General features: G+C 57.0%; 15 protein-coding genes. 11 read left to right on the forward strand and 4 right to left on the reverse strand.

Annotated features, from left to right (window positions below):
* Window positions 1-62 precede the first annotated feature (62 nt).
* The gene (locus AC6I8B_RS19480) at window positions 63-356 is read right to left on the reverse strand and encodes a hypothetical protein (protein ID WP_010246892.1); all 294 of its coding nucleotides are present in this window, start codon (window positions 354-356) and stop codon (window positions 63-65) included.
* A gap of 482 nt (window positions 357-838) precedes the next feature.
* On the opposite strand from AC6I8B_RS19480, the gene AC6I8B_RS19485 reads away from it, so the two are divergent.
* From AC6I8B_RS19485 to AC6I8B_RS19500, 4 genes are read left to right on the forward strand one after another with little or no spacing between them, the layout of a single operon-like run.
* A complete protein-coding gene (locus AC6I8B_RS19485) occupies window positions 839-1,729 on the forward strand; it encodes a metal ABC transporter substrate-binding protein (protein ID WP_411193744.1) in 891 nt (296 codons plus the stop codon).
* Complete coding sequence (locus AC6I8B_RS19490; protein WP_157353279.1) at window positions 1,726-2,541, forward strand: manganese/iron ABC transporter ATP-binding protein; 816 nt, start codon at window positions 1,726-1,728, stop codon at window positions 2,539-2,541. Before AC6I8B_RS19485 ends, AC6I8B_RS19490 begins: the two co-directional genes overlap by 4 nt.
* A 2-nt stretch (window positions 2,542-2,543) precedes the next feature.
* Window positions 2,544-3,404: an iron/manganese ABC transporter permease subunit SitC gene (gene sitC, locus AC6I8B_RS19495; protein WP_010246899.1), complete on the forward strand. Its 861-nt coding sequence runs from the start codon at window positions 2,544-2,546 to the stop codon at window positions 3,402-3,404.
* On the forward strand, window positions 3,404-4,243 hold the full coding sequence (locus tag AC6I8B_RS19500) for a metal ABC transporter permease (protein ID WP_157353277.1): 840 nt from the start codon (window positions 3,404-3,406) through the stop codon (window positions 4,241-4,243). Before sitC ends, AC6I8B_RS19500 begins: the two co-directional genes overlap by 1 nt.
* Before the next feature lie 20 nt (window positions 4,244-4,263).
* Here AC6I8B_RS19500 and AC6I8B_RS19505 read toward each other — a convergent pair whose 3' ends face one another.
* Window positions 4,264-5,157, reverse strand: a complete 894-nt coding sequence (locus AC6I8B_RS19505; RefSeq protein ID WP_157353276.1) for a LysR family transcriptional regulator — start codon at window positions 5,155-5,157, stop codon at window positions 4,264-4,266.
* Window positions 5,158-5,596: 439 nt separating this feature from the next.
* On the opposite strand from AC6I8B_RS19505, the gene AC6I8B_RS19510 reads away from it, so the two are divergent.
* From AC6I8B_RS19510 to AC6I8B_RS19530, 5 genes are all read left to right on the forward strand, one after another.
* Window positions 5,597-6,085, forward strand: a complete 489-nt coding sequence (locus AC6I8B_RS19510) for a (2Fe-2S)-binding protein (protein WP_022624540.1) — start codon at window positions 5,597-5,599, stop codon at window positions 6,083-6,085.
* The gene (locus AC6I8B_RS19515) at window positions 6,082-7,074 is read left to right on the forward strand and encodes an FAD binding domain-containing protein (protein WP_157353275.1); all 993 of its coding nucleotides are present in this window, start codon (window positions 6,082-6,084) and stop codon (window positions 7,072-7,074) included. Before AC6I8B_RS19510 ends, AC6I8B_RS19515 begins: the two co-directional genes overlap by 4 nt.
* A complete protein-coding gene (locus tag AC6I8B_RS19520; protein ID WP_497817772.1) occupies window positions 7,071-9,455 on the forward strand; it encodes a xanthine dehydrogenase family protein molybdopterin-binding subunit in 2,385 nt (794 codons plus the stop codon). The genes AC6I8B_RS19515 and AC6I8B_RS19520 overlap by 4 nt, the downstream gene beginning before the upstream one ends.
* A 95-nt stretch (window positions 9,456-9,550) precedes the next feature.
* On the forward strand, window positions 9,551-10,117 hold the full coding sequence (locus AC6I8B_RS19525) for a nucleotidyltransferase family protein (protein ID WP_332837896.1): 567 nt from the start codon (window positions 9,551-9,553) through the stop codon (window positions 10,115-10,117).
* Window positions 10,114-11,097 carry an XdhC family protein gene (locus AC6I8B_RS19530; RefSeq protein WP_033760766.1) on the forward strand — a complete coding sequence of 328 codons (984 nt, stop codon included), beginning with the start codon at window positions 10,114-10,116 and terminating at the stop codon, window positions 11,095-11,097. Before AC6I8B_RS19525 ends, AC6I8B_RS19530 begins: the two co-directional genes overlap by 4 nt.
* Here the strand turns inward: AC6I8B_RS19530 and AC6I8B_RS19535 are convergent.
* Window positions 11,086-12,192 carry an ABC transporter substrate-binding protein gene (locus AC6I8B_RS19535; protein WP_157353398.1) on the reverse strand — a complete coding sequence of 369 codons (1,107 nt, stop codon included), beginning with the start codon at window positions 12,190-12,192 and terminating at the stop codon, window positions 11,086-11,088. The genes AC6I8B_RS19530 and AC6I8B_RS19535 overlap by 12 nt on opposite strands.
* Before the next feature lie 22 nt (window positions 12,193-12,214).
* Window positions 12,215-14,335, reverse strand: coding sequence for a TonB-dependent siderophore receptor (locus AC6I8B_RS19540; protein ID WP_157353273.1), 2,121 nt, complete (start codon window positions 14,333-14,335; stop codon window positions 12,215-12,217).
* A 459-nt stretch (window positions 14,336-14,794) separates the two neighbouring features.
* Between AC6I8B_RS19540 and AC6I8B_RS19545 the strand changes: the two genes are divergently transcribed.
* The gene (locus AC6I8B_RS19545; RefSeq protein ID WP_010670553.1) at window positions 14,795-15,685 is read left to right on the forward strand and encodes a MurR/RpiR family transcriptional regulator; all 891 of its coding nucleotides are present in this window, start codon (window positions 14,795-14,797) and stop codon (window positions 15,683-15,685) included.
* Window positions 15,686-15,889: 204 nt separating this feature from the next.
* Window positions 15,890-17,863, forward strand: a complete 1,974-nt coding sequence (locus AC6I8B_RS19550; RefSeq protein WP_157353272.1) for an autotransporter outer membrane beta-barrel domain-containing protein — start codon at window positions 15,890-15,892, stop codon at window positions 17,861-17,863.
* Window positions 17,864-17,937 lie beyond the last annotated feature (74 nt).

A 17,937-nucleotide genomic window follows, 5' to 3' on the forward strand; every position in this document is an offset into this window, starting at 1 on the left:
ATTCACACCCCACCGACGCTCCGACCTGAATATTAAGGCCGGAGAGGAAAGGCATACATGGATTAGTGTTTAAAGAAGATGTCATCGGCAGAGACGGGAGCAGCGGGCTCTTTGCCAGTGGTTTTGGCAAGCCAGGTCGCCGGGGCGGTGCTGCGGGAACCGATGGTTTTGAACCCCATCAGCCATTGAAGCGCATGCTGCATCTGCTCAAGGCGAGTCTCATTAACTTCAGAGTCAGCCATGACCCTTAGTTCATTAATCAGCAGTTCAACATTCACTTCCTGACCGGCATTAAACAGGTTCATTGCGGCTTCGCCAATGATGACATTCGCTTTTTCGTCGCTGGAAAAATACAAATTATCCTCCTGGGTGATTGCGGTAAGTAACATTAACTGTAGCAAAAAAATTTACGAAGCTTAATCAATTCAGCCTATCAATAAGATTATTTTAATTGTCGGTCTGCTATGCGTGTCATGTGAGTGCCGCCAGGTGTCAGAACGCTGTTCGGTAAATTGCGCCGTCAGGATGGGCTTTTTGTAATCCTGTTATCGTTCCTGCGGTTTACTCAACCACAGATGAGAAAGGCGTAAAACCCGGTTATAGCTATACATCACGCTTTCCATAAACTTCCCATCATTGAAATTAACTTTTTACATATCAATAAGTAAAACACCTAGCTTACAAAACTTCACATTCGGGCCCGGACGCTGAAGAAACTTCACAACCCTTCGCTGTTACAAAGGTATAGCCTGTGCTATAAAAAATAGCCTATGCTAATTATGTTCTGTTTTTAATCACCTCTGGAGATCGCCCTATGGTCCCGAAAAGAAAAATAACCATGATGCTACTGAGTGCGCTACTGACAACCCTGATGGCGACCAGCAGCTATGCAGCAGAAAAATTTAAGGTAGTGACGACGTTTACGGTCATCGCTGACATGGTAAAAAACGTGGCGGGCGATGCGGCCGAAGTCACTTCCATTACCAAACCGGGTGCTGAAATACACGAATATCAGCCGACGCCCGGCGATATCAAACGTGCGCAGGGTGCGCAGTTAATCATGGCGAACGGGCTTAATCTCGAACGCTGGTTTGAGCGTTTTTATCAGCATCTGGATGGGGTGCCGGAAGTGATTGTCTCTGCCGGGGTAAAACCGATCGGTATTGGCGAGGGGCCTTATAACGGTAAACCGAATCCGCACGCCTGGATGTCTCCGGACAATGCGCTGATCTATGTCGATAATATCCGTGATGCGCTGGTGAAATATGACCCGGCGCATGCGGAAACCTATCGTCAGAACGCAGCTGCCTATAAACAAAAAATCACCGCAGAGCTGGATCCGCTTCGCCAGCAGATTGCCGACATCCCGGAGGATAAACGCTGGATGGTGACCAGCGAAGGCGCATTCTCCTATCTGGCTCGCGACCTGGGCATGAAAGAACTCTACCTGTGGCCTGTAAATGCTGATCAGCAAGGCACGCCGCAACAGGTGAGAAAAGTGATCGACCAGGTGAAGAAAAATGCGATTCCGGCGGTGTTCAGTGAAAGCACCGTGTCGGATAAGCCAGCCCGTCAGGTCGCGCGGGAAACGGGTGCGCATTACGGTGGGGTGCTTTACGTCGACTCATTAAGCAACGCTCAGGGACCGGTGCCGACCTATCTGGATCTGCTCAGAGTCACCACGGAGACGCTGGCGCAGGGCATCAAAGCGGGAGAGAAAGCGCAATGACAGACACCATCGTTGTTTCGGATGTCACCGTGACCTATCGCAACGGTCACACCGCGTTGCATGATGCCAGCTTCAGCGTGCCGGGTGGATCGATTGCGGCGCTGGTGGGCGTCAATGGCTCAGGCAAGTCAACCCTGTTCAAAGCGCTGATGGGCTTTGTCCGGCTCGCCAGGGGCAGCATCTCAGTGCTCGGCATGCCAACTCGTGAAGCACTGCGTCAGAGTCTGGTCGCGTATGTGCCGCAGTCGGAAGAGGTGGACTGGTCTTTTCCGGTGCTGGTGGAAGATGTGGTAATGATGGGTCGCTACGGTCATATGGGCCTGCTGCGTCGACCGAAACCGCACGACCAGCAGATTGTCAGTGATGCGCTGGCGCGGGTCGATATGCTGGATTACCGCCATCGTCAAATCGGTGAACTCTCCGGCGGACAGAAAAAAAGGGTATTTCTGGCGCGCGCCATTGCCCAGCAGGGCAGCGTTATCCTGCTGGATGAGCCGTTTACCGGCGTGGACGTTCAGACTGAGGCCAGAATCATCAGCCTGCTGGGTGAGCTGCGCGATGAAGGCAAGACCATGCTGGTCTCAACGCATAATCTGGGATCGGTCACGGAGTTCTGCGATTACACCGTGATGGTTAAAGGCACCATTCTGGCCAGCGGCCCGACCCGCACCACCTTTAACGCCGCCAACCTTGAGCGTGCATTCAGTGGGGTGCTGCGTCATGTGATGGTGAAAGGGCTGGACGATCAGATTATCACCGACGATGAACGGCCTTTTATTGCGCCACGTACGGCACCTGAAGACGGAAACTGACCATGGAACTGTTACTGGAGCCTTTTGGTTATCACTACATGCTCAACGCGATGTGGGTCTCCGCCATGGTCGGCGGCCTGTGTGCGTTTCTCTCCTGCTATCTGATGCTCAAAGGCTGGTCGCTGATTGGCGATGCGCTGTCGCACTCCATCGTGCCGGGCGTAGCGGGTGCTTACATGCTGGGACTGCCCTTTGCGCTGGGCGCGTTTCTCTCAGGTGGGCTGGCGGCGGGCAGTATGCTGTTACTCAATCAGCGCACCCGCTTAAAAGAAGATGCAATCATCGGCCTGATCTTCTCCTCCTTCTTTGGTCTGGGTCTGTTTATGGTGTCGCTCAATCCGACCGCGGTAAACATTCAGACCATTGTGCTCGGCAATATTCTGGCGATTGCGCCCGCAGATATACTTCAGCTGGCGCTGATTGGCGGGCTGTCGATCATCATTCTGCTGTTTAAGTGGAAGGATCTGATGGTCACCTTCTTTGATGAGAATCACGCGCGCGCCATCGGACTGCGTCCTGAACGACTGAAAGTCCTCTTCTTTACCCTGCTGGCAGTCTCAACCGTGGCGGCGCTGCAAACAGTCGGTGCATTTCTGGTGATCTGTCTGGTGGTGACGCCAGGCGCGACGGCCTGGATGCTCACCGACCGCTTCCCGCGTCTGCTGATGATTGCCGTAGCGATTGGCAGTATCACCAGTTTTCTCGGTGCGTGGGCGAGTTACTACCTGGATGGCGCAACGGGCGGCATCATCGTGGTGGCGCAGACGTTGTTGTTCCTGCTGGCGTTTGTCTTTGCGCCCAAACATGGCTTGCTGGCTAACCGGCGTCGTGGCCGCCATCGTCCCGAAAAGGAGCCTGGCTGATGTGGATCTTTGAACCTTTCCAGTTCGCTTTTATGAACAGCGCGTTGCTGATTGCGCTGGTGGTGGCGATCCCCTGTGCGCTGCTGTCGGTCTTTCTGGTACTGAAAGGCTGGGCGCTGATGGGCGATGCCATGAGCCATGCGGTATTCCCTGGCATCGTCCTCGCCTGGATGGCCGGGCTGCCGCTGGCAGTGGGCGCGTTTGTAGCCGGTCTGTTCTGTGCCGTTGCCAGTGGATTTCTGCAGGACAACAGTCGCATCAAGCAGGATACGGTGCTGGGAATCGTCTTCTCCGGCATGTTCGCGGTGGGATTGATCCTCTATATCGCCGTGAAACCGGAGGTGCATCTTGATCACATTCTGTTTGGTGACATGCTGGGCATTACGGGCGCTGACATAATTCAGACCTCGCTTATCGCAGCGGTGATCGTTGGGGTCATTGCGGTGAAATGGCGTGATTTTATGCTGTTCAGTTTTGATCCGCAGCAGGCGCAGGTCTCTGGCTTACCCGCACGCTGGCTGCATTATGGGCTGCTCTGCATGGTCTCGCTGACCATTGTGGCGACGCTGAAAGCAGTAGGGATCATCCTGTCGATTTCCCTGCTGATCGCGCCCGGTGCTATCGCAGTTCTGCTTACCCGCCGCTTTTCACATGCGCTGCTGGTGGCGGTCGTGGTGTCGGTGCTGGTGTCACTGAGCGGGGTCTATCTCTCGTTCTTTATCGACAGCGCGCCAGCACCCACGATCGTGGTGCTGTTTGCACTGGTATTTATTGTGGCGATGGTGATTTCATGCCGCAAAACGCGACAGCTTGAACGACAGCGGCTTAATGCCAGCTGACTGGCTATGGCGGCTGTCTCTCAACCGCGATAGCGCACCGCATCAATCAAGCGTGTAAAGGCGCTGGTGTGCTGTCTGCGGCTGGGATAGTAAAGATAATAACCCGGAAAAGGCTCACACCAGTCAGCCAGCACCTGAACCAGACGGCCACTTTTAAGGTGTTCCGTAACGCTATCCTGCGGCACATAGCAGATTCCCATCCCGCTCAGTGCGGCATCAATGCGCGACGCGAGATGATTAAAAATTAACTGACCCTGTGTTTTGACCCTGATCTCCTTGCCATCACGCATAAACTCCCAGTTATAGAGGCCACCCAGCGTCGGCAGCCGCAGGTTGATGCAGTTATGATGCTGTAAATCATAGGGAGTCTCAGGTCTGCCGTGCCGATCAAAATAGCTGCTGGCTGCCACCACGCACATATTCCAGTCCGGCCCGATGCGCACCGCCACCATATCCTTTTCGACCTGCTCACCCAGTCGCACGCCCGCATCGAAACGGCCGCTGACAATATCGGTCAGACTGTTATCCACCGACACTTCAACATGGACATCGGGGTATTGCTGAAGAAAGGGCCTGAGCAGCGGCCAGAGTGTAGAGGTGAGCGCATGTTCGCCTGCGGTGATACGAATGTTGCCCGAGATTTTACCCTGACGGTCAGTGACATTGACCAGTTCAGACTCAATCTCGCTGAACAGCGGGGCGAGGGTAGTGATCAACCGTTCACCCGCTTCTGTCGGGGCAACGCTGCGTGTAGTGCGCGTCAGCAACCGGACGCTAAGACGCTCTTCAAGAGCGCGAATCGCGTGGCTCAGTGCCGACTGCGACACACCCAGCTTCGCCGCTGCCCGGGTGAAGCTGCGCTCTTCTGCTACCACCACCAGATAGATTAGATCGTTAAAATTTTCTTTCAGCATAGGCCCTCTGACCTGTTTGATCGGTTATCCCGGTCGGGACAGGCCGATTTATCGACGTTAACTACGGCTTCGCTACCCGACCTGCTATCAGACCCGAAATTGCCTTTCAGGGTTACACATTTCGCGGCAGGATTAATGAGGCGGACAGATAAACCCTATGAACGACGGCTATAAAAGCTTTTTTCAATAAAATTAATAAAATCATTTAGATGAGCGTTGTATGAACACATATTTATCTCGATTCAACCTCGCTCCGCCATTCAGATAACACTTACTTTTCCCGGCTTCCCCGCAAAATTGCCAAAAAGCTGCTAAACCTTAAAGCAGAGATACGCGCGTAAAGATTAGGGTTATCACGATTTTCCCCCGATTCGAACCCCGTCAGAAATAAACCTATAAAAAATTACATCTTTTGGCCCCCAACAATGGGAAGCAGACAATGTCGGAAAAAATATCGCTAACAATGCAGGTTAATGGTCAGTCGCAGCAGATGCAGGTCGATCCCCGTGTCACCCTGCTTGATGCGCTGCGTGAGCATCTTAACCTGACCGGCACCAAAAAAGGGTGCGATCAGGGGCAGTGCGGTGCCTGCACGGTACTGATTAATGGCCAGCGGGTGCTGAGTTGCCTGACGCTGGCGGCTCAGGCGGATGGCGCCGAAGTGACCAGCATTGAAGGGCTGGCTTCCACCGAAGGTGAACTGCACCCGGTGCAGCGCTGCTTTATGGAGAATGACGCCTTCCAGTGTGGCTACTGTACACCGGGTCAGATTATGTCCGCCGTCGCCTGCATCAAAGAGGGCCATGCGGGTTCAGAAGATGAGATCCGTGAGTATATGAGCGGCAACCTTTGCCGTTGTGGAGCATATCCGCACATTGTGGATGCGATTAAACAGGCCGCAGCAGAGATGGCGAAGGAGTCCGCATGAATGAATTCAGCTGGAAAGTCGCGCAGTCGCCTGAGGAAGCCGCAGCCCTGAAACAGCAGTCTGGCAGCCAGTTTCTGGCAGGGGGCACCACACAACTCGATCTGATGAAGTGTGGGGTCTTCACGCCGCCGCAGCTCATCGGCATCACTGGATTGGCCGGGCTTAAAAACCTGCAGTTTGACGACGATAAGATCACGGCCGGCGCGCTGGTCACCATGAGCGGCCTGGCAGATCATCCCGCCTGCCAGCAGAACGCGCCAGCCATCTACGGCAGCCTGTGGCAGGCCGCGTCACCGCAGATTCGTAACATGGCCACGCTGGGCGGTAATTTACGCCAGCGTACCCGTTGCGCCTATTACCGCGATCCGGCGACCTTTTCCGCCTGCAACAAACGCAATCCGGGTTCCGGCTGCGCCGCACTGGATGGCGTTAACAGCAATCATGCCATCCTGGGCGCCAGCGACAGCTGCATCGCGGTCTATCCCGGCGATCTGGCGGTGGCGCTGGTGGCGTTTGACGCCATCGTGGTCCTGCAGAATCAGCAGGGCGAAACCCGTCGCATCGCGATTGATGATTTCTTCCTGTTGCCGGGTGACACACCTGATCGTGAGCACGATCTGCGCGATGACGAAATTATTGTGGCCATTGAAGTGCCGCAAACCGAGTCACTGCGACACTCACACTACCTTAAAGTCCGTGACCGCAGCTCTTATGAGTTTGCTGCAGCCAGCGCGGCCGCAGGCTTCACGCTGGAGAACGGCGTGATGCGTCAGGTCCATATTGCGCTGGGCGGCGTCGCCACCAAACCCTGGCGGGTCAGGTCGGTGGAGCAGGCGCTGGAGGGCCAGCCGTTTAATGAAGAGACGGTCTTCCAGGCGGCAGAACGGATTACACAGGAGACGCAGGCGCTGACCCACAACGCCTATAAAGTAAAACTGGCGCCGCGTGTGATTGCACGTGCGCTGATGGCAGCAGGAGAAACCGCATGAGTGACGTAAATGACAAATCACGTCGGGAGTTACTGAAGGCGACGGCGGCGATCTCAGCGGCGGGCAGCCTGGGGCTGAGTATGCAAAGCGCCAGTGCCAGTGATACTGCCACGGCAGAACCAGAAACCACCGATCCGATTGAGGGACTGGGCGCCGGGCGCTCGCGGGGCGACGGCAAAGTAAAAGTCACCGGTGAGGCGCGGTATGCGGTAGAACATCAGCCGGAAAATCCGCTCTATGGCGTGGTGATCCAGTCTACTGTTGCCAGCGGCCGTATCAGCCGGATGTCTACGGAAAAGGCGCAGAAGGCCTCGGGAGTGGTGGCGGTTTATACCCATCTGAATAGCCTGAAGATCAACAAACCCACCGCGATTGCAGACGGCGGCGCGGCGCAGTCAACCTATACCCCGATTCAGGACGATGTGATTATTCACAACGGTCAGAACATCGGTCTGGTGGTAGCAGAGACGTTTGAGCAGGCAACTTATGCCGCCTCGCTGGTGGAGATCGACTATGAAACCTCGCCTGCACTGATTTTTGCCACCGATGAGGGTGTCGAACCGAAACCGGTATCGAAACAGGATATCGATATGGGCGATGCACAGGTGGCGATGCAGCAGGCCGAGGTGCGTCTGAGCCAGCGCTATACCACGCCGCGCGAATACAACATGCCGATGGAACCGCACGCCTGTGTCGCTGAGTGGCAGGATGGACGCATTACCGTCTGGGAGCCGAGTCAGTGGGTGGCAGGCGCGCAGGTGGAAATCGCCGAGTGGATGGGCATTGACGTTGAAGATGTGCGGATTATTTCGCCCTATGTCGGCGGGGGATTTGGGTCCAAGCCGGTGCCTTACACCCACGTCGCACTGGCCAGTGTGGCATCACGAGCGCTGAAGCGTCCTATCAAAGTGTCGCTGACCCGACCGCAGACCTTTACTGGTCTGGGCGGACGTCCCGCCACCTCGCAGCAGCTGGAACTGGGTGCCTCGCGTGACGGCAAAATCCAGGCGATTATCCAGCGCAGCTTCAGTGAAACCTCATTAATCGATGTATTTGCTGAGAACTGCAGCAAAGTCACCGCCCGCATGTATGCGGTGGGCAACGTCTCCGCCCAGCATCAGGTCAGGCCGATCAATACCGTGACGCCAGGCTGGATGCGGGCGCCAGGTGAAAACCCCAGCGCCTTTGGCTTGGAAGTGGCGATGGACGAGATGGCCTATGCCCTGAATATCGATCCGCTGGAGTTGCGTCTGCGCAACTGGGCAGACAAAGATTATCAGCTCGATCTGCCGTGGAGTTCGCGTCGCCTGAAAGAAGCCTATCTGAAAGGGGCTGAAGCCTTTGGCTGGGATAAGCGCATTATGACGCCGCGGTCGATGCGCGAAGGGCGTGAATTGATTGGCTGGGGCATGGCCTCTGGCACCTATCCGGTCAACAAACTGCCTGCTGAGGCAAAAATCATCCTGACCCCACAGGGTAAATTTGTGGTGCAGTGCGCCGGTGCGGATATCGGCACCGGGACCTATACCATCCTGGCGCAGACCGCTGCCGACATTCTTGGCGTCGCCTCCACCACCATTGAGGTTCAGCTGGGTGATACTGAGCTGCCGCGTGCCGGTGTCGCAGGTGGATCGCAGCTGGCGGGCAACGTGACCGCGGCGGTGAACGATACCGCCAGACGAATGCGCGACCAGCTGCTGAAACTCGCCAGCGAGCTGCCACAGTCGCCACTGAATGGCACTCCGGAATCTCAGCTCACGCTGAAAGGCGACGGGGTTCAGCATAATCTGCGCAGCGGTCTGGCGGTCTCATTTGCCCGGCTGGCAAGCCTGGCACCGGCGGAGAGTCTGACGGTGAAAGGCGGCACTTTCCCGGACGATCTGTCACAGAGCGAGCGCGACAAGATGGTGCGCAACCTTAATGACATGAGCCGCCCTGAAAAATTCTCGGCCCACAGCTGGAGCGCGCAGTTTGTGGAAGTGCGGGTCGATGAAGATTTCGGCACTATCCGGGTCAAACGGATGGTGGCGGCGCTCGACAGCGGTCGTCTCTACAACCCTAAACTGGCGCGCAGCCAGTGGATTGGCGGCATGATCATGGGCGTCGGTCAGGCGCTGATGGAAGAGGGCATCATCGATCCGCGCAATGGTCGGGTGATCAACAACAACCTGGCCGACTATCTGGTGCCGGTTAACGGTGACATCCCCAGCATTACTACCATTAACGTTGGCGAGCCCGATTTTGAGGCGACCACCATGGGCGGTAAAGCCGTGGGTGAGCTGGGTATCGTGGGCGTGGCGGCAGCGATCAGTAATGCGGTGTTCCATGCCACCGGTAAGCGGGTGCGCGACTTACCTATTACTCTCGATAAGATTATCTGAGCCTGTTCCTGACCTGCTGCCAGCAGGTCGATGTGAGGATATGCGGGCGCGGGCTGAAACCTGCGCCCGTTTTTCACGCTTAGCGGAGAGAAAGAGTGAAGATAGCGTTGATTGTGCTGGCCGCCGGGCTGAGTCGCCGTTTTCGCCAGCAGGCGGGCGGGCATAAGCTGCTGGCCGACCTGGATGGCAAACCGGTGCTGCAACGCACGCTGGAGCAGGCCGCTGCCAGTGGTCTTGACCTGTTTGTGGTCACGCGCCCGGACGCCGCTGCGCTTAAGGCGCTCTGCTCGCAGGCTACCCTGGTGCTGTGTGACAGCGGCGGGCTGGGCGAATCAATCGCCGCAGGTGTCAAAGCCAGCCGTGACTATGACGGCTGGCTGATTGCGCTGGGCGATATGCCGTTTGTCACGCCTGAAAGTTACCGCGCCGTCAGCGCTGCGCTGGCTTACGCGCCGATCGTCAGGCCGTGGATTGACGGCAGGCCGGGCCATCCGGTTGGCTTTCAGCGCCCCTGCTATCCGATGCTGAGCACGCTACAGGGCGATGCCGGGCCGCAGGCGGCGGTGAAGTCACTCGCCGTCCGGCTGCCGCTTCAGGATCGCGGCTGTTTGTGTGATATCGATCTCCCTGCTGATCTGCAGTTAATAAAGGAATTTTCATGATTACGCTGGATCAACGTGTGATTAATGCGGCACTGAGCAGCTGCCAGGCGGGTCAGCAGGTCTGGCTCTGCACGGTGCTGCGCACCTATGGATCTTCGCCGCGCGCGCCTGGCACCCTGATGACGGTCAACGAAACGGGTGCTTACTGCGGATCGCTGTCGGGCGGCTGCATTGAAGAGGACTTTCTGGCGCAACTGGCGGCAGGAGCCTATCGCGCCAGCAGTCAGCGGGTGCGGTACGGTGAAGGCGGAATGCGTCCTGACGTCAGCCTGCCGTGCGGCGGCAGCCTGGAGATCGTCATTGAGTTTCTGCCGCCCGATGATGCCACGCTGGCGCTGCTGACGGCCATGCAGCGCGCGCTGAGCGGACAGCAGCCGATGGTAAAAATGATACGACCCGGCGAACGCGCGCAGTGGGAAGTGCTCGCCCCGGACAGGGTGTTGCCTGCGCTGGATGCCAGTGAGCAGCAGATGTTACTGCCGGTTGGTGCGATACCGGAACTGCTGATCGCGGGCTACTCGACTGTGGCATATGAGTGCATCCGGCTCGGGCAGATGCTGGGATTTCACGTGCGGGTCTGTGAGCACAGACCGGAGATGCTGACGGAGCTGGAGAGCCACTTCAGCGCTGCGGACAACGTGACGCTGGTGTCACAGCATCCGGCGCGCTGGCTGGAGCTGAACGGCGCGCATGCAGCGGTGGCGATTGTGGCACTGACCCACGATCCCCGCATTGATGACCTGACGATGATGGAGGCGATCGCGACACCCGCGTTCTATATCGGCATCATGGGCTCGGCGAAAAATAGCGAGAAACGACGGGCGCGACTACAACAGATCGCCGGCATGGATCGTGCCGAACTGGACCGCATCCATGCGCCCATCGGCCTGCCTATCGGCAGCAAAACCCCGGCGGAGATTGCGCTGTCGGTGATGGCCGATATCGTCCGGGTGAAAAATCGCGGGCTGTCAGCCGCCTGAGTCCGGCGTCGCCTCCGGTGCGAGCTGGTAGAGGTAGCTGCCCGAATAGGGGATCGGCAGGAAATCATGGAACAGCTGCCGCAATGTCTGTTCAGGATCGACATCGCGGAACAGTTGCGGATAGAGCGTGGTGGCGAAGAATTCTGTCGCTACCACGTGCCACGGACTGAGGTAAAAGTTGTGCCAGATTGCCCCGGCATGACCGTCCCGCAATGCCGTCAGCTGCTTCAGCGCATTCTGCTGACCGGTCAGCGCCAGCAGGCTCTGCCGGGTCTGCGCTGTTGTGACGGCGGGGCCGAGTTTTAAGGCTCCCGCTTCATCGGCGCTGCCGGTGCCGGTGGCGAAGTAAAAGTCTGGCTGTGCCGCAATCACACTCTCCTCACTCAGCCGCCCGAACACGCCTTTGATCTGCTGACTGGCGATGTTGTCGCCCCCGGCAAAGCGCAGCAACTCACCCAGATTGCCATTCACCGACGTCACGCAGCATTCACTGCGCCTCCCGAGATGCAGCTGCAAAAGAACTTTAGGTTTAGCACCGTGATAGTCCGCCAGTCGACTCTCAATGCGCTGCATGTGGCTGCGGTAAAAGCGATTGAAGTCAGCAGCCCGCTGGGGCTGATTCAGCACCTCGCCCAGCAGGGTCATGCTGCGCTCGGTATTTTTCAGCAGCTCAACCCGCAGATCGATCTTAACCACCGGGATATGCGCCGCGCTGAGCATCTTCTCCAGCACTGCTCCGCTTTCACTGCCGCGCGCCAGCTGCGGCAGGATCACCAGGTCCGGTTTCAGTGCGATCACCTGTTCGGGATTCATGTCATTGACGCCATCCAGACCCAGAACCGGAATGTCCTCCATCTGCGGAAACTTACTGGCAAAAATCTGCCACGTCTGGGGATCATACTTTTTCAGATCCTGTGGCCAGCCAGCGATATGCTGCAGCGGATTGCCGGGCATCAGCAGCGCGACGCTGTAGAGCATCCGGCTTTCACCCAGCACAATACGCTGCGGATGGTCGGGTATCTCTACTTCGCGGCCGGTGATATCGGTCAGCGTGCGGGCGTGTGCGCCAGCGCTGACCAGTATCACGCTCAGCATTAATAACGCACAGCGCAGCGATTTAAAATTCAACACGGGCCTGTACCATCAGATTGCGGGTTTCACCTTCACGGACGCGCAGGTTGCCGCCGCTTGAACTGTAATAGTGCTGGTTAAACAGGTTATTAATGTTCAGACGCAGCTGCGTTTTTTCACCGAACAGGCGGTTGTTCCATGCCACGAAACTGTCTGCCACCACATAGTCGGGCAGGGTGAAACTGTTATCGGGATCGCCCGCACGGCTGCCGACATAGCGTGCACCGCCACCGAGCCGGAACGAGCCGGGCAGGCTGCTGATCTGCATCTCATGACTGAGATAGAGCGCACCGGCATGGCGCGGCGCATTCTGCAGACGATTGCCATTGTTATCCGCATTAACCCGGTCATTTACGATCTCTGCCTGATCATAGCTGTAGTTCGCGCTCAAATCCCAGCCGGGTGCAATTTCGCCGTTCAGCTCAAACTCAGCGCCGGTCGATCGGGCTTTATCAATGGCCCGCGTGCTGCCATTAATATTCAGCGACATCGCTTTTTCGTCTATCCGATAGAGCGCGACGGTGGCGAACAGTTTCGGCGAGAGTTGCCATTTACTGCCAACCTCCCAGCTGGTGCCCTGTTCCGGTTTGCCGACATTGCCCTCATCATCCACGTCGGTTGACGGGGTGAACGACTTACTGACGCTGGTGTAGAAAGAGAGATCAGGTGTGAATTTGTAGATCACCCCCGCCTGCGGCAGAAACTTATTACCCTCATCATTCAGGGTTTCCACCTGCGGATTAAAGCCGCGCGAGGCGCGCTGTTCATAATGCTGATAACGACCGCCCAGCACCACAATCCAGTCGGGTGACAGAGAAATGCTGTCTTTGGCGTAGAGTGACCGGCTATGAATGCGGTTCAGGTTATTGGCGGCTGCGCTATTTTCCGTGCTGGCGTCCGTGACCGGTGACAGCAGGTCATATTCAGGCGAGTAATAGTTGAACTGGCGGTTGACCTTGCCCTGATACTGATGGGCACGATAAGTCTGGTTCATCTCATAGTCGGTGCCCACCACCAGCGCATGCTGCATACCCAGAATTTCGGGATTACCCAGCAGATCCCAGCTCAGGTATTTAGTTTTGTGGTTAAACCCGCGATTGGCATCGGCGCGACGTGTAACCACGCCGCTGCTGGCGTTCACCGCCGTCACGCGCACTTCATTGTTGTCATAACGCCGCTGGTTCCAGCCCAGGGTTAACCGGGTGCGCCACTCATCATTAAACTGCCAGTCATAATGAGCATTCAGGGTTTTGTTATGCCCCCAGGCGTGATTGGCTTTGTCATCCAGCCGATCTTTATAACCGATGTCGATCGGCTTGCCGTCGATAAAGGCCGTGCCGCGATCGTAGGGAATGTCATAGCGGTAATCGGCATAGCTGATCAGAAAACTTGCCTGCTCGCCATACCATTGCAGAGAGGGTGCCAGCAGTGTGTGCTCTTCACTGCCAAAGTTGCGCCAGTAATCCTGATTCTGCTTTTCGGCGATCAGCCGGAAGGCGAAGCCGTTGCCAAGCGGGCCGGTGACATCCAGGGTGCCCGCACCGCCACCTTCACTGGCGTAACGTCCGCTGACGCTGGAGTGCCAGCTGTATTGCGGCTTTTTGCTGACCACATTGATAATGCCGCCCGGATTCTGAATGCCATACAGCAGCGAGGAGGAGCCTTTCAGCACCTCAACCCGCTCGGTCGTGGCATCGAAATTCAATCCCTGACTGCTGCGAATGCCATCCCGGTAGATGGAGCCATCGGCGTTGCTGCCAAATCCGCGTCGTACAAAGCCATCTTCGGTGCCAGCCAGCGTGTTTGCTTCGGTCACACCGCTGACGAAGCGCATCGCATCCGCCAGTGAGCTTGCCTGGTAATCGTCCAGTTGCTGCTGCGTCACCACGCTGACCGACTGCGCCTCATCAAGCCGCGCGGTCGGCATTTTACTGGCGACGCTACTCTGAGTGGCGCTGTAATTTCCCTCTGAACTGGCATCCGCGGTCACGGTCATATCCGGGGCGCTGTCGGTTGCTGCATTGACCTGTGGCAGCATAATGCTGCTGCAGATCGCCACGACCAGAGCGGGGTGCCGGGCCGGATATCGTGAGTCTTTGTTTTTCATTTTTCTTTTCGTATCTGAAGCAAAGGACCTGGCGACTGACAATCTGTCTGTCTTGCAGGTCTACCCTGGAGGTGTTCTGCAATATGCAGCGTTTAAACAGAGGAGATCAGTATCAGGCCTTCAAGGTCATTATGCCGGCCGGACGACAACCTTTCTCATCTGTAATTGAGAATCATTCAAACATCCGATATTGTAGTAGTAAACATAATTTGAATAGAATTGACTACATTTTTTCCGTGTCGTTTATCGCTGCAAAAATGTTGGCTGGCAGTTTTATTTTATTGAAAATAATAAATATATTCTTATAGAGAGGTAAAGGTTTGGTTAAATCCACATTGTCAGCAGGTGAAATATAAAGCGGCATGACGCTTTTACTACATCTCCCGGCCCTGAAACTCTCCATTTAGCCAGACCAGCGATGAGCCTTTTCACACGTTTAACTCCAGTTGCAGGTGCAGCATGAAACAGAGCAGGCCCGTTAAAAACAGAGTGGATGTGGTGGCAGAACGTCTTCGCGCCCGTGAAAAGCAGCTTTCACCCCGCCTGCTGGCGGTGGCGCGCTATATCGATCAACAGCGGGAAACGGTGCTGGAGAGCACCGCGATGGAGATCGCTGTGGCGAATCACACCTCTGATGCCACTGTAATCCGCGCGATTCAGGCGCTGGGCTTTAGCGGGCTGCGTGACCTCAAACAGACACTAAAGGCCTGGTTTGGTCCCTCGCTGACCTCTGAAGATAAGATGATTACCACCGTCAGTGAGGTGACCAGTGATGTGAACAGCGCCATCGACTTTGTGCTGGAGGGCCACCGGCACGCCTGTGAGGTGCTGTCGCAGCCGCAGAATCGGGTGGCGGTAGCGGATAGCGTGGCGCTGCTGGGCGAAGCGCGGCAGGTCGCTATTTTTGGCATCAACGCCTCAGGTATTCTGGCGGACTACAGCGTGCGGCTGCTCAACCGTATCGGTCTGCCCGCCTTTTCCCTTAACCGTGCAGGAATTGCGCTGGCAGAGCAGATGCTGGCGCTACAGCGTGGCGACGTGCTGATCATGATGGCGCAACAGTCGGCGCACCGGGAAGGGACAACCGTGGTGCGTGAAGCGAAGCGGCTGGATATTCCGATTATTTTGCTGACCAACGCCACCGACTCCTTTTTCGCCCGCGAGGCGGATGTCGTAATCAATGTGCCGCGCGGCGGCGAGAAGGGACGCATTCCCCTGCACGGCACGATTATGGTCTGTCTGGAGATGCTGATCCTGTCCGTTGCCTCAACGCTGCCACAGCGTACCGTTAAGACGATGAAACGGTTACAGGATCTTAATCGCGGGCTGAAGCCCGCCAGCAAAAAGTAGCCAGTGTAACGACGCCGTGGTGGGTTCCCGGTATTTCACCTGAACCAGCACGGCTGATCTTTAAGTCAAATTTCTCCGCTTTGCGAGCGCGATCCCGTATTTTCTGCCACCCCTTTCCTCAGCCGTCTACGCTTACAGCTTGCTGCGCCAGCCGGTGCGGTTCTTACTCATACTGACTTTCATTTGATTTGTGCGGAGCTGCTGATGAAACCCCTTCACGCGCAATACCTTTTCTGCTGTGCCACCCTGAGCCTGCTGTCGCCGCTCCCTGCGATGGCCTGGAGCGACCTCACCGTCTTTGGCGATAGCCTGAGTGATGGCGGGAACGTCGGGCGCTTTACCTATGATGGCGCGACCCATCCGCTCTATGACGAGATCGTAGCGCAGTCGCTGGGTGATAACCTGCGCCCTTCATCGCAGGGCGGAAGCAACTATGCCGAAGGTGGCGCAGTTGCGGTACCTGCGATTAATCCCCTGTTTAACACTCAGGATCAGCTTGATAACTACCTTGCGGCGCGAGGCGGACGAGCTGATTCGGACGGTCTCTATATTCACTGGATTGGTGGCAATGATTTAGCGGCGGCGGCTCTTGCCCCTCTCGCTGCCCGGCAGATAGTGGATAACAGCGCCAGTGCAGCGGCCTCACAGGTCAGCCGGTTGCTGGATGCCGGAGCCGGAACGGTGATTGTACCGACGGTACCCAATGTAGGGGCAACGCCCGCCCTGCTGCAGGCGATTCTGCAGGTGCTTGGCCCAGCGGCACAACCTGCCACGGCGGCGCTGTTTCAGTCGCTGAGCACCACCACTACGCCTGACCGTGCCGCAAGAGAGCAGGCGATTGAAACCGCGCTTGGCGAGGCGGCCGGACAAATTTCTTCAATCCCGCTGATCCGGGATGCCATTGCGCAGCAGCTGATTGCCGCCTGGCAGTTACTGAGTCAGGAGGCGGCGGCACTCACGGACCGTTACAACCAGGCTGAAGAGCAGGGGCTGGTGGCCGCACGCGGGAACATCGCACGAGTGGATATCAATGGCCTGTTTAATGAGGTGATCGATAATCCGGGCCTGTATGGACTCACGAATACGGCCGGAATGGCCTGTCCGCCAGGTGTCTCGGCGATGGACTGCACCTCCTCGACGACAGGATTTTCGCAGTCACAGCAGTATCTGTTTGCAGACAGACTGCATCCCAGCCCGGCGGTCCATGCGCTGATCGCCGATTACATTCAGTCGGTGCTGAATGCGCCGCTGCAGGTGGCTGCGCTGAGTCGGGCGCCGTCGATGCTGGTGGGCGATGCGCACAATACGCTGGATGGACATCTGCAGCAGCAGCGTCAGCAGCCCGCTAACGCCGGGGAGTTTACGGTCTTCGGCGGTTATGCCGGACAGCAGCGTGATTTCCGCGGTGACAGCCTGCAGGATGGCGATGCGACCAGCGCCAGCGGCACCGTGGGTGTGGGCTATCAGCTGACCGATCACTGGCAGGCCGGTGCCATGCTCTCTACGACCTCGCAACGTCAGGATCCCTCGTCGCGCTTTGATTACCGTTTACGTGGCAATCTGGTGGCGCTCTGGAGTCAGTTGAATTATCTCGATCGGGGATGGATTAATGCGGACGCCCATTATGCGGATCTCGACTTTGATGATATTGAGCGTCAGGTCAGGCTGGGACCGGCGACCCGCACGGAAAAGGGCAACAGCAATGGTAAGGTGCTGGGGATGCGGCTGCAGGCCGGCTGGGATTTGCCGCTGGGTAGCTATGTTTCTACCGGCCCGGTGGCCAGCTATGCGCTCGACTACACCCAGGTCGATGGCTATAAAGAGGAAGGCAACAGCAGCACCTCAATGCGCTTTGGTGACCAGACGCTGCACTCTCAAATCGGCGCAGTGGGCTGGCGTATCGACAGCAAAGATTTGCTGATCAATCCCTGGGCGCAGGTCAGCTACAATCACCAGTTTGGTGACAGCGATTCGGCGGTGACCGCCGGACTGAAATCGACCCGCACCGCCTTTACCCGCAGCAGCGATTCCAGTGATGATAACTGGATCGATATGGCGGTGGGTGCGAGCGTGCCGCTTGGCACCTCGGTGAATGCCTTTGCGGGCGTCTCGGCGGTAACAGGCAACAGCGACATGCATCAGGTGACATGGAACGTCGGGCTTAACGCCCGCTTTTAACGGATCTGCTTTGCGGAGTGAAAAGCCCTGCAGACGTTGTCCGTCGCTCTCATAATGATAGCGGCGGGCGACGT

It is taken from the genome of Pantoea sp. X-Soil-ISGK-285, from assembly GCF_059730815.1.

Bases quoted from the DNA above. Each gene is read 5' to 3' on its own strand.
- AC6I8B_RS19485 (WP_411193744.1), top strand. From the start codon at position 839: ATGATGCTACTGAGTGCGCTACTGACAACCCTGATGGCGACCAGCAGC.
- AC6I8B_RS19490 (WP_157353279.1), top strand. From the start codon at position 1,726: ATGACAGACACCATCGTTGTTTCGGATGTCACCGTGACCTATCGCAAC.
- sitC (WP_010246899.1), top strand. From the start codon at position 2,544: ATGGAACTGTTACTGGAGCCTTTTGGTTATCACTACATGCTCAACGCG.
- AC6I8B_RS19500 (WP_157353277.1), top strand. From the start codon at position 3,404: ATGTGGATCTTTGAACCTTTCCAGTTCGCTTTTATGAACAGCGCGTTG.
- AC6I8B_RS19505 (WP_157353276.1), bottom strand. From the start codon at position 5,157: ATGCTGAAAGAAAATTTTAACGATCTAATCTATCTGGTGGTGGTAGCA.
- AC6I8B_RS19510 (WP_022624540.1), top strand. From the start codon at position 5,597: ATGTCGGAAAAAATATCGCTAACAATGCAGGTTAATGGTCAGTCGCAG.
- AC6I8B_RS19515 (WP_157353275.1), top strand. From the start codon at position 6,082: ATGAATGAATTCAGCTGGAAAGTCGCGCAGTCGCCTGAGGAAGCCGCA.
- AC6I8B_RS19520 (WP_497817772.1), top strand. From the start codon at position 7,071: ATGAGTGACGTAAATGACAAATCACGTCGGGAGTTACTGAAGGCGACG.
- AC6I8B_RS19530 (WP_033760766.1), top strand. From the start codon at position 10,114: ATGATTACGCTGGATCAACGTGTGATTAATGCGGCACTGAGCAGCTGC.
- AC6I8B_RS19535 (WP_157353398.1), bottom strand. From the start codon at position 12,192: ATGCTGAGCGTGATACTGGTCAGCGCTGGCGCACACGCCCGCACGCTG.
- AC6I8B_RS19540 (WP_157353273.1), bottom strand. From the start codon at position 14,335: ATGAAAAACAAAGACTCACGATATCCGGCCCGGCACCCCGCTCTGGTC.
- AC6I8B_RS19545 (WP_010670553.1), top strand. From the start codon at position 14,795: ATGAAACAGAGCAGGCCCGTTAAAAACAGAGTGGATGTGGTGGCAGAA.
- AC6I8B_RS19550 (WP_157353272.1), top strand. From the start codon at position 15,890: ATGAAACCCCTTCACGCGCAATACCTTTTCTGCTGTGCCACCCTGAGC.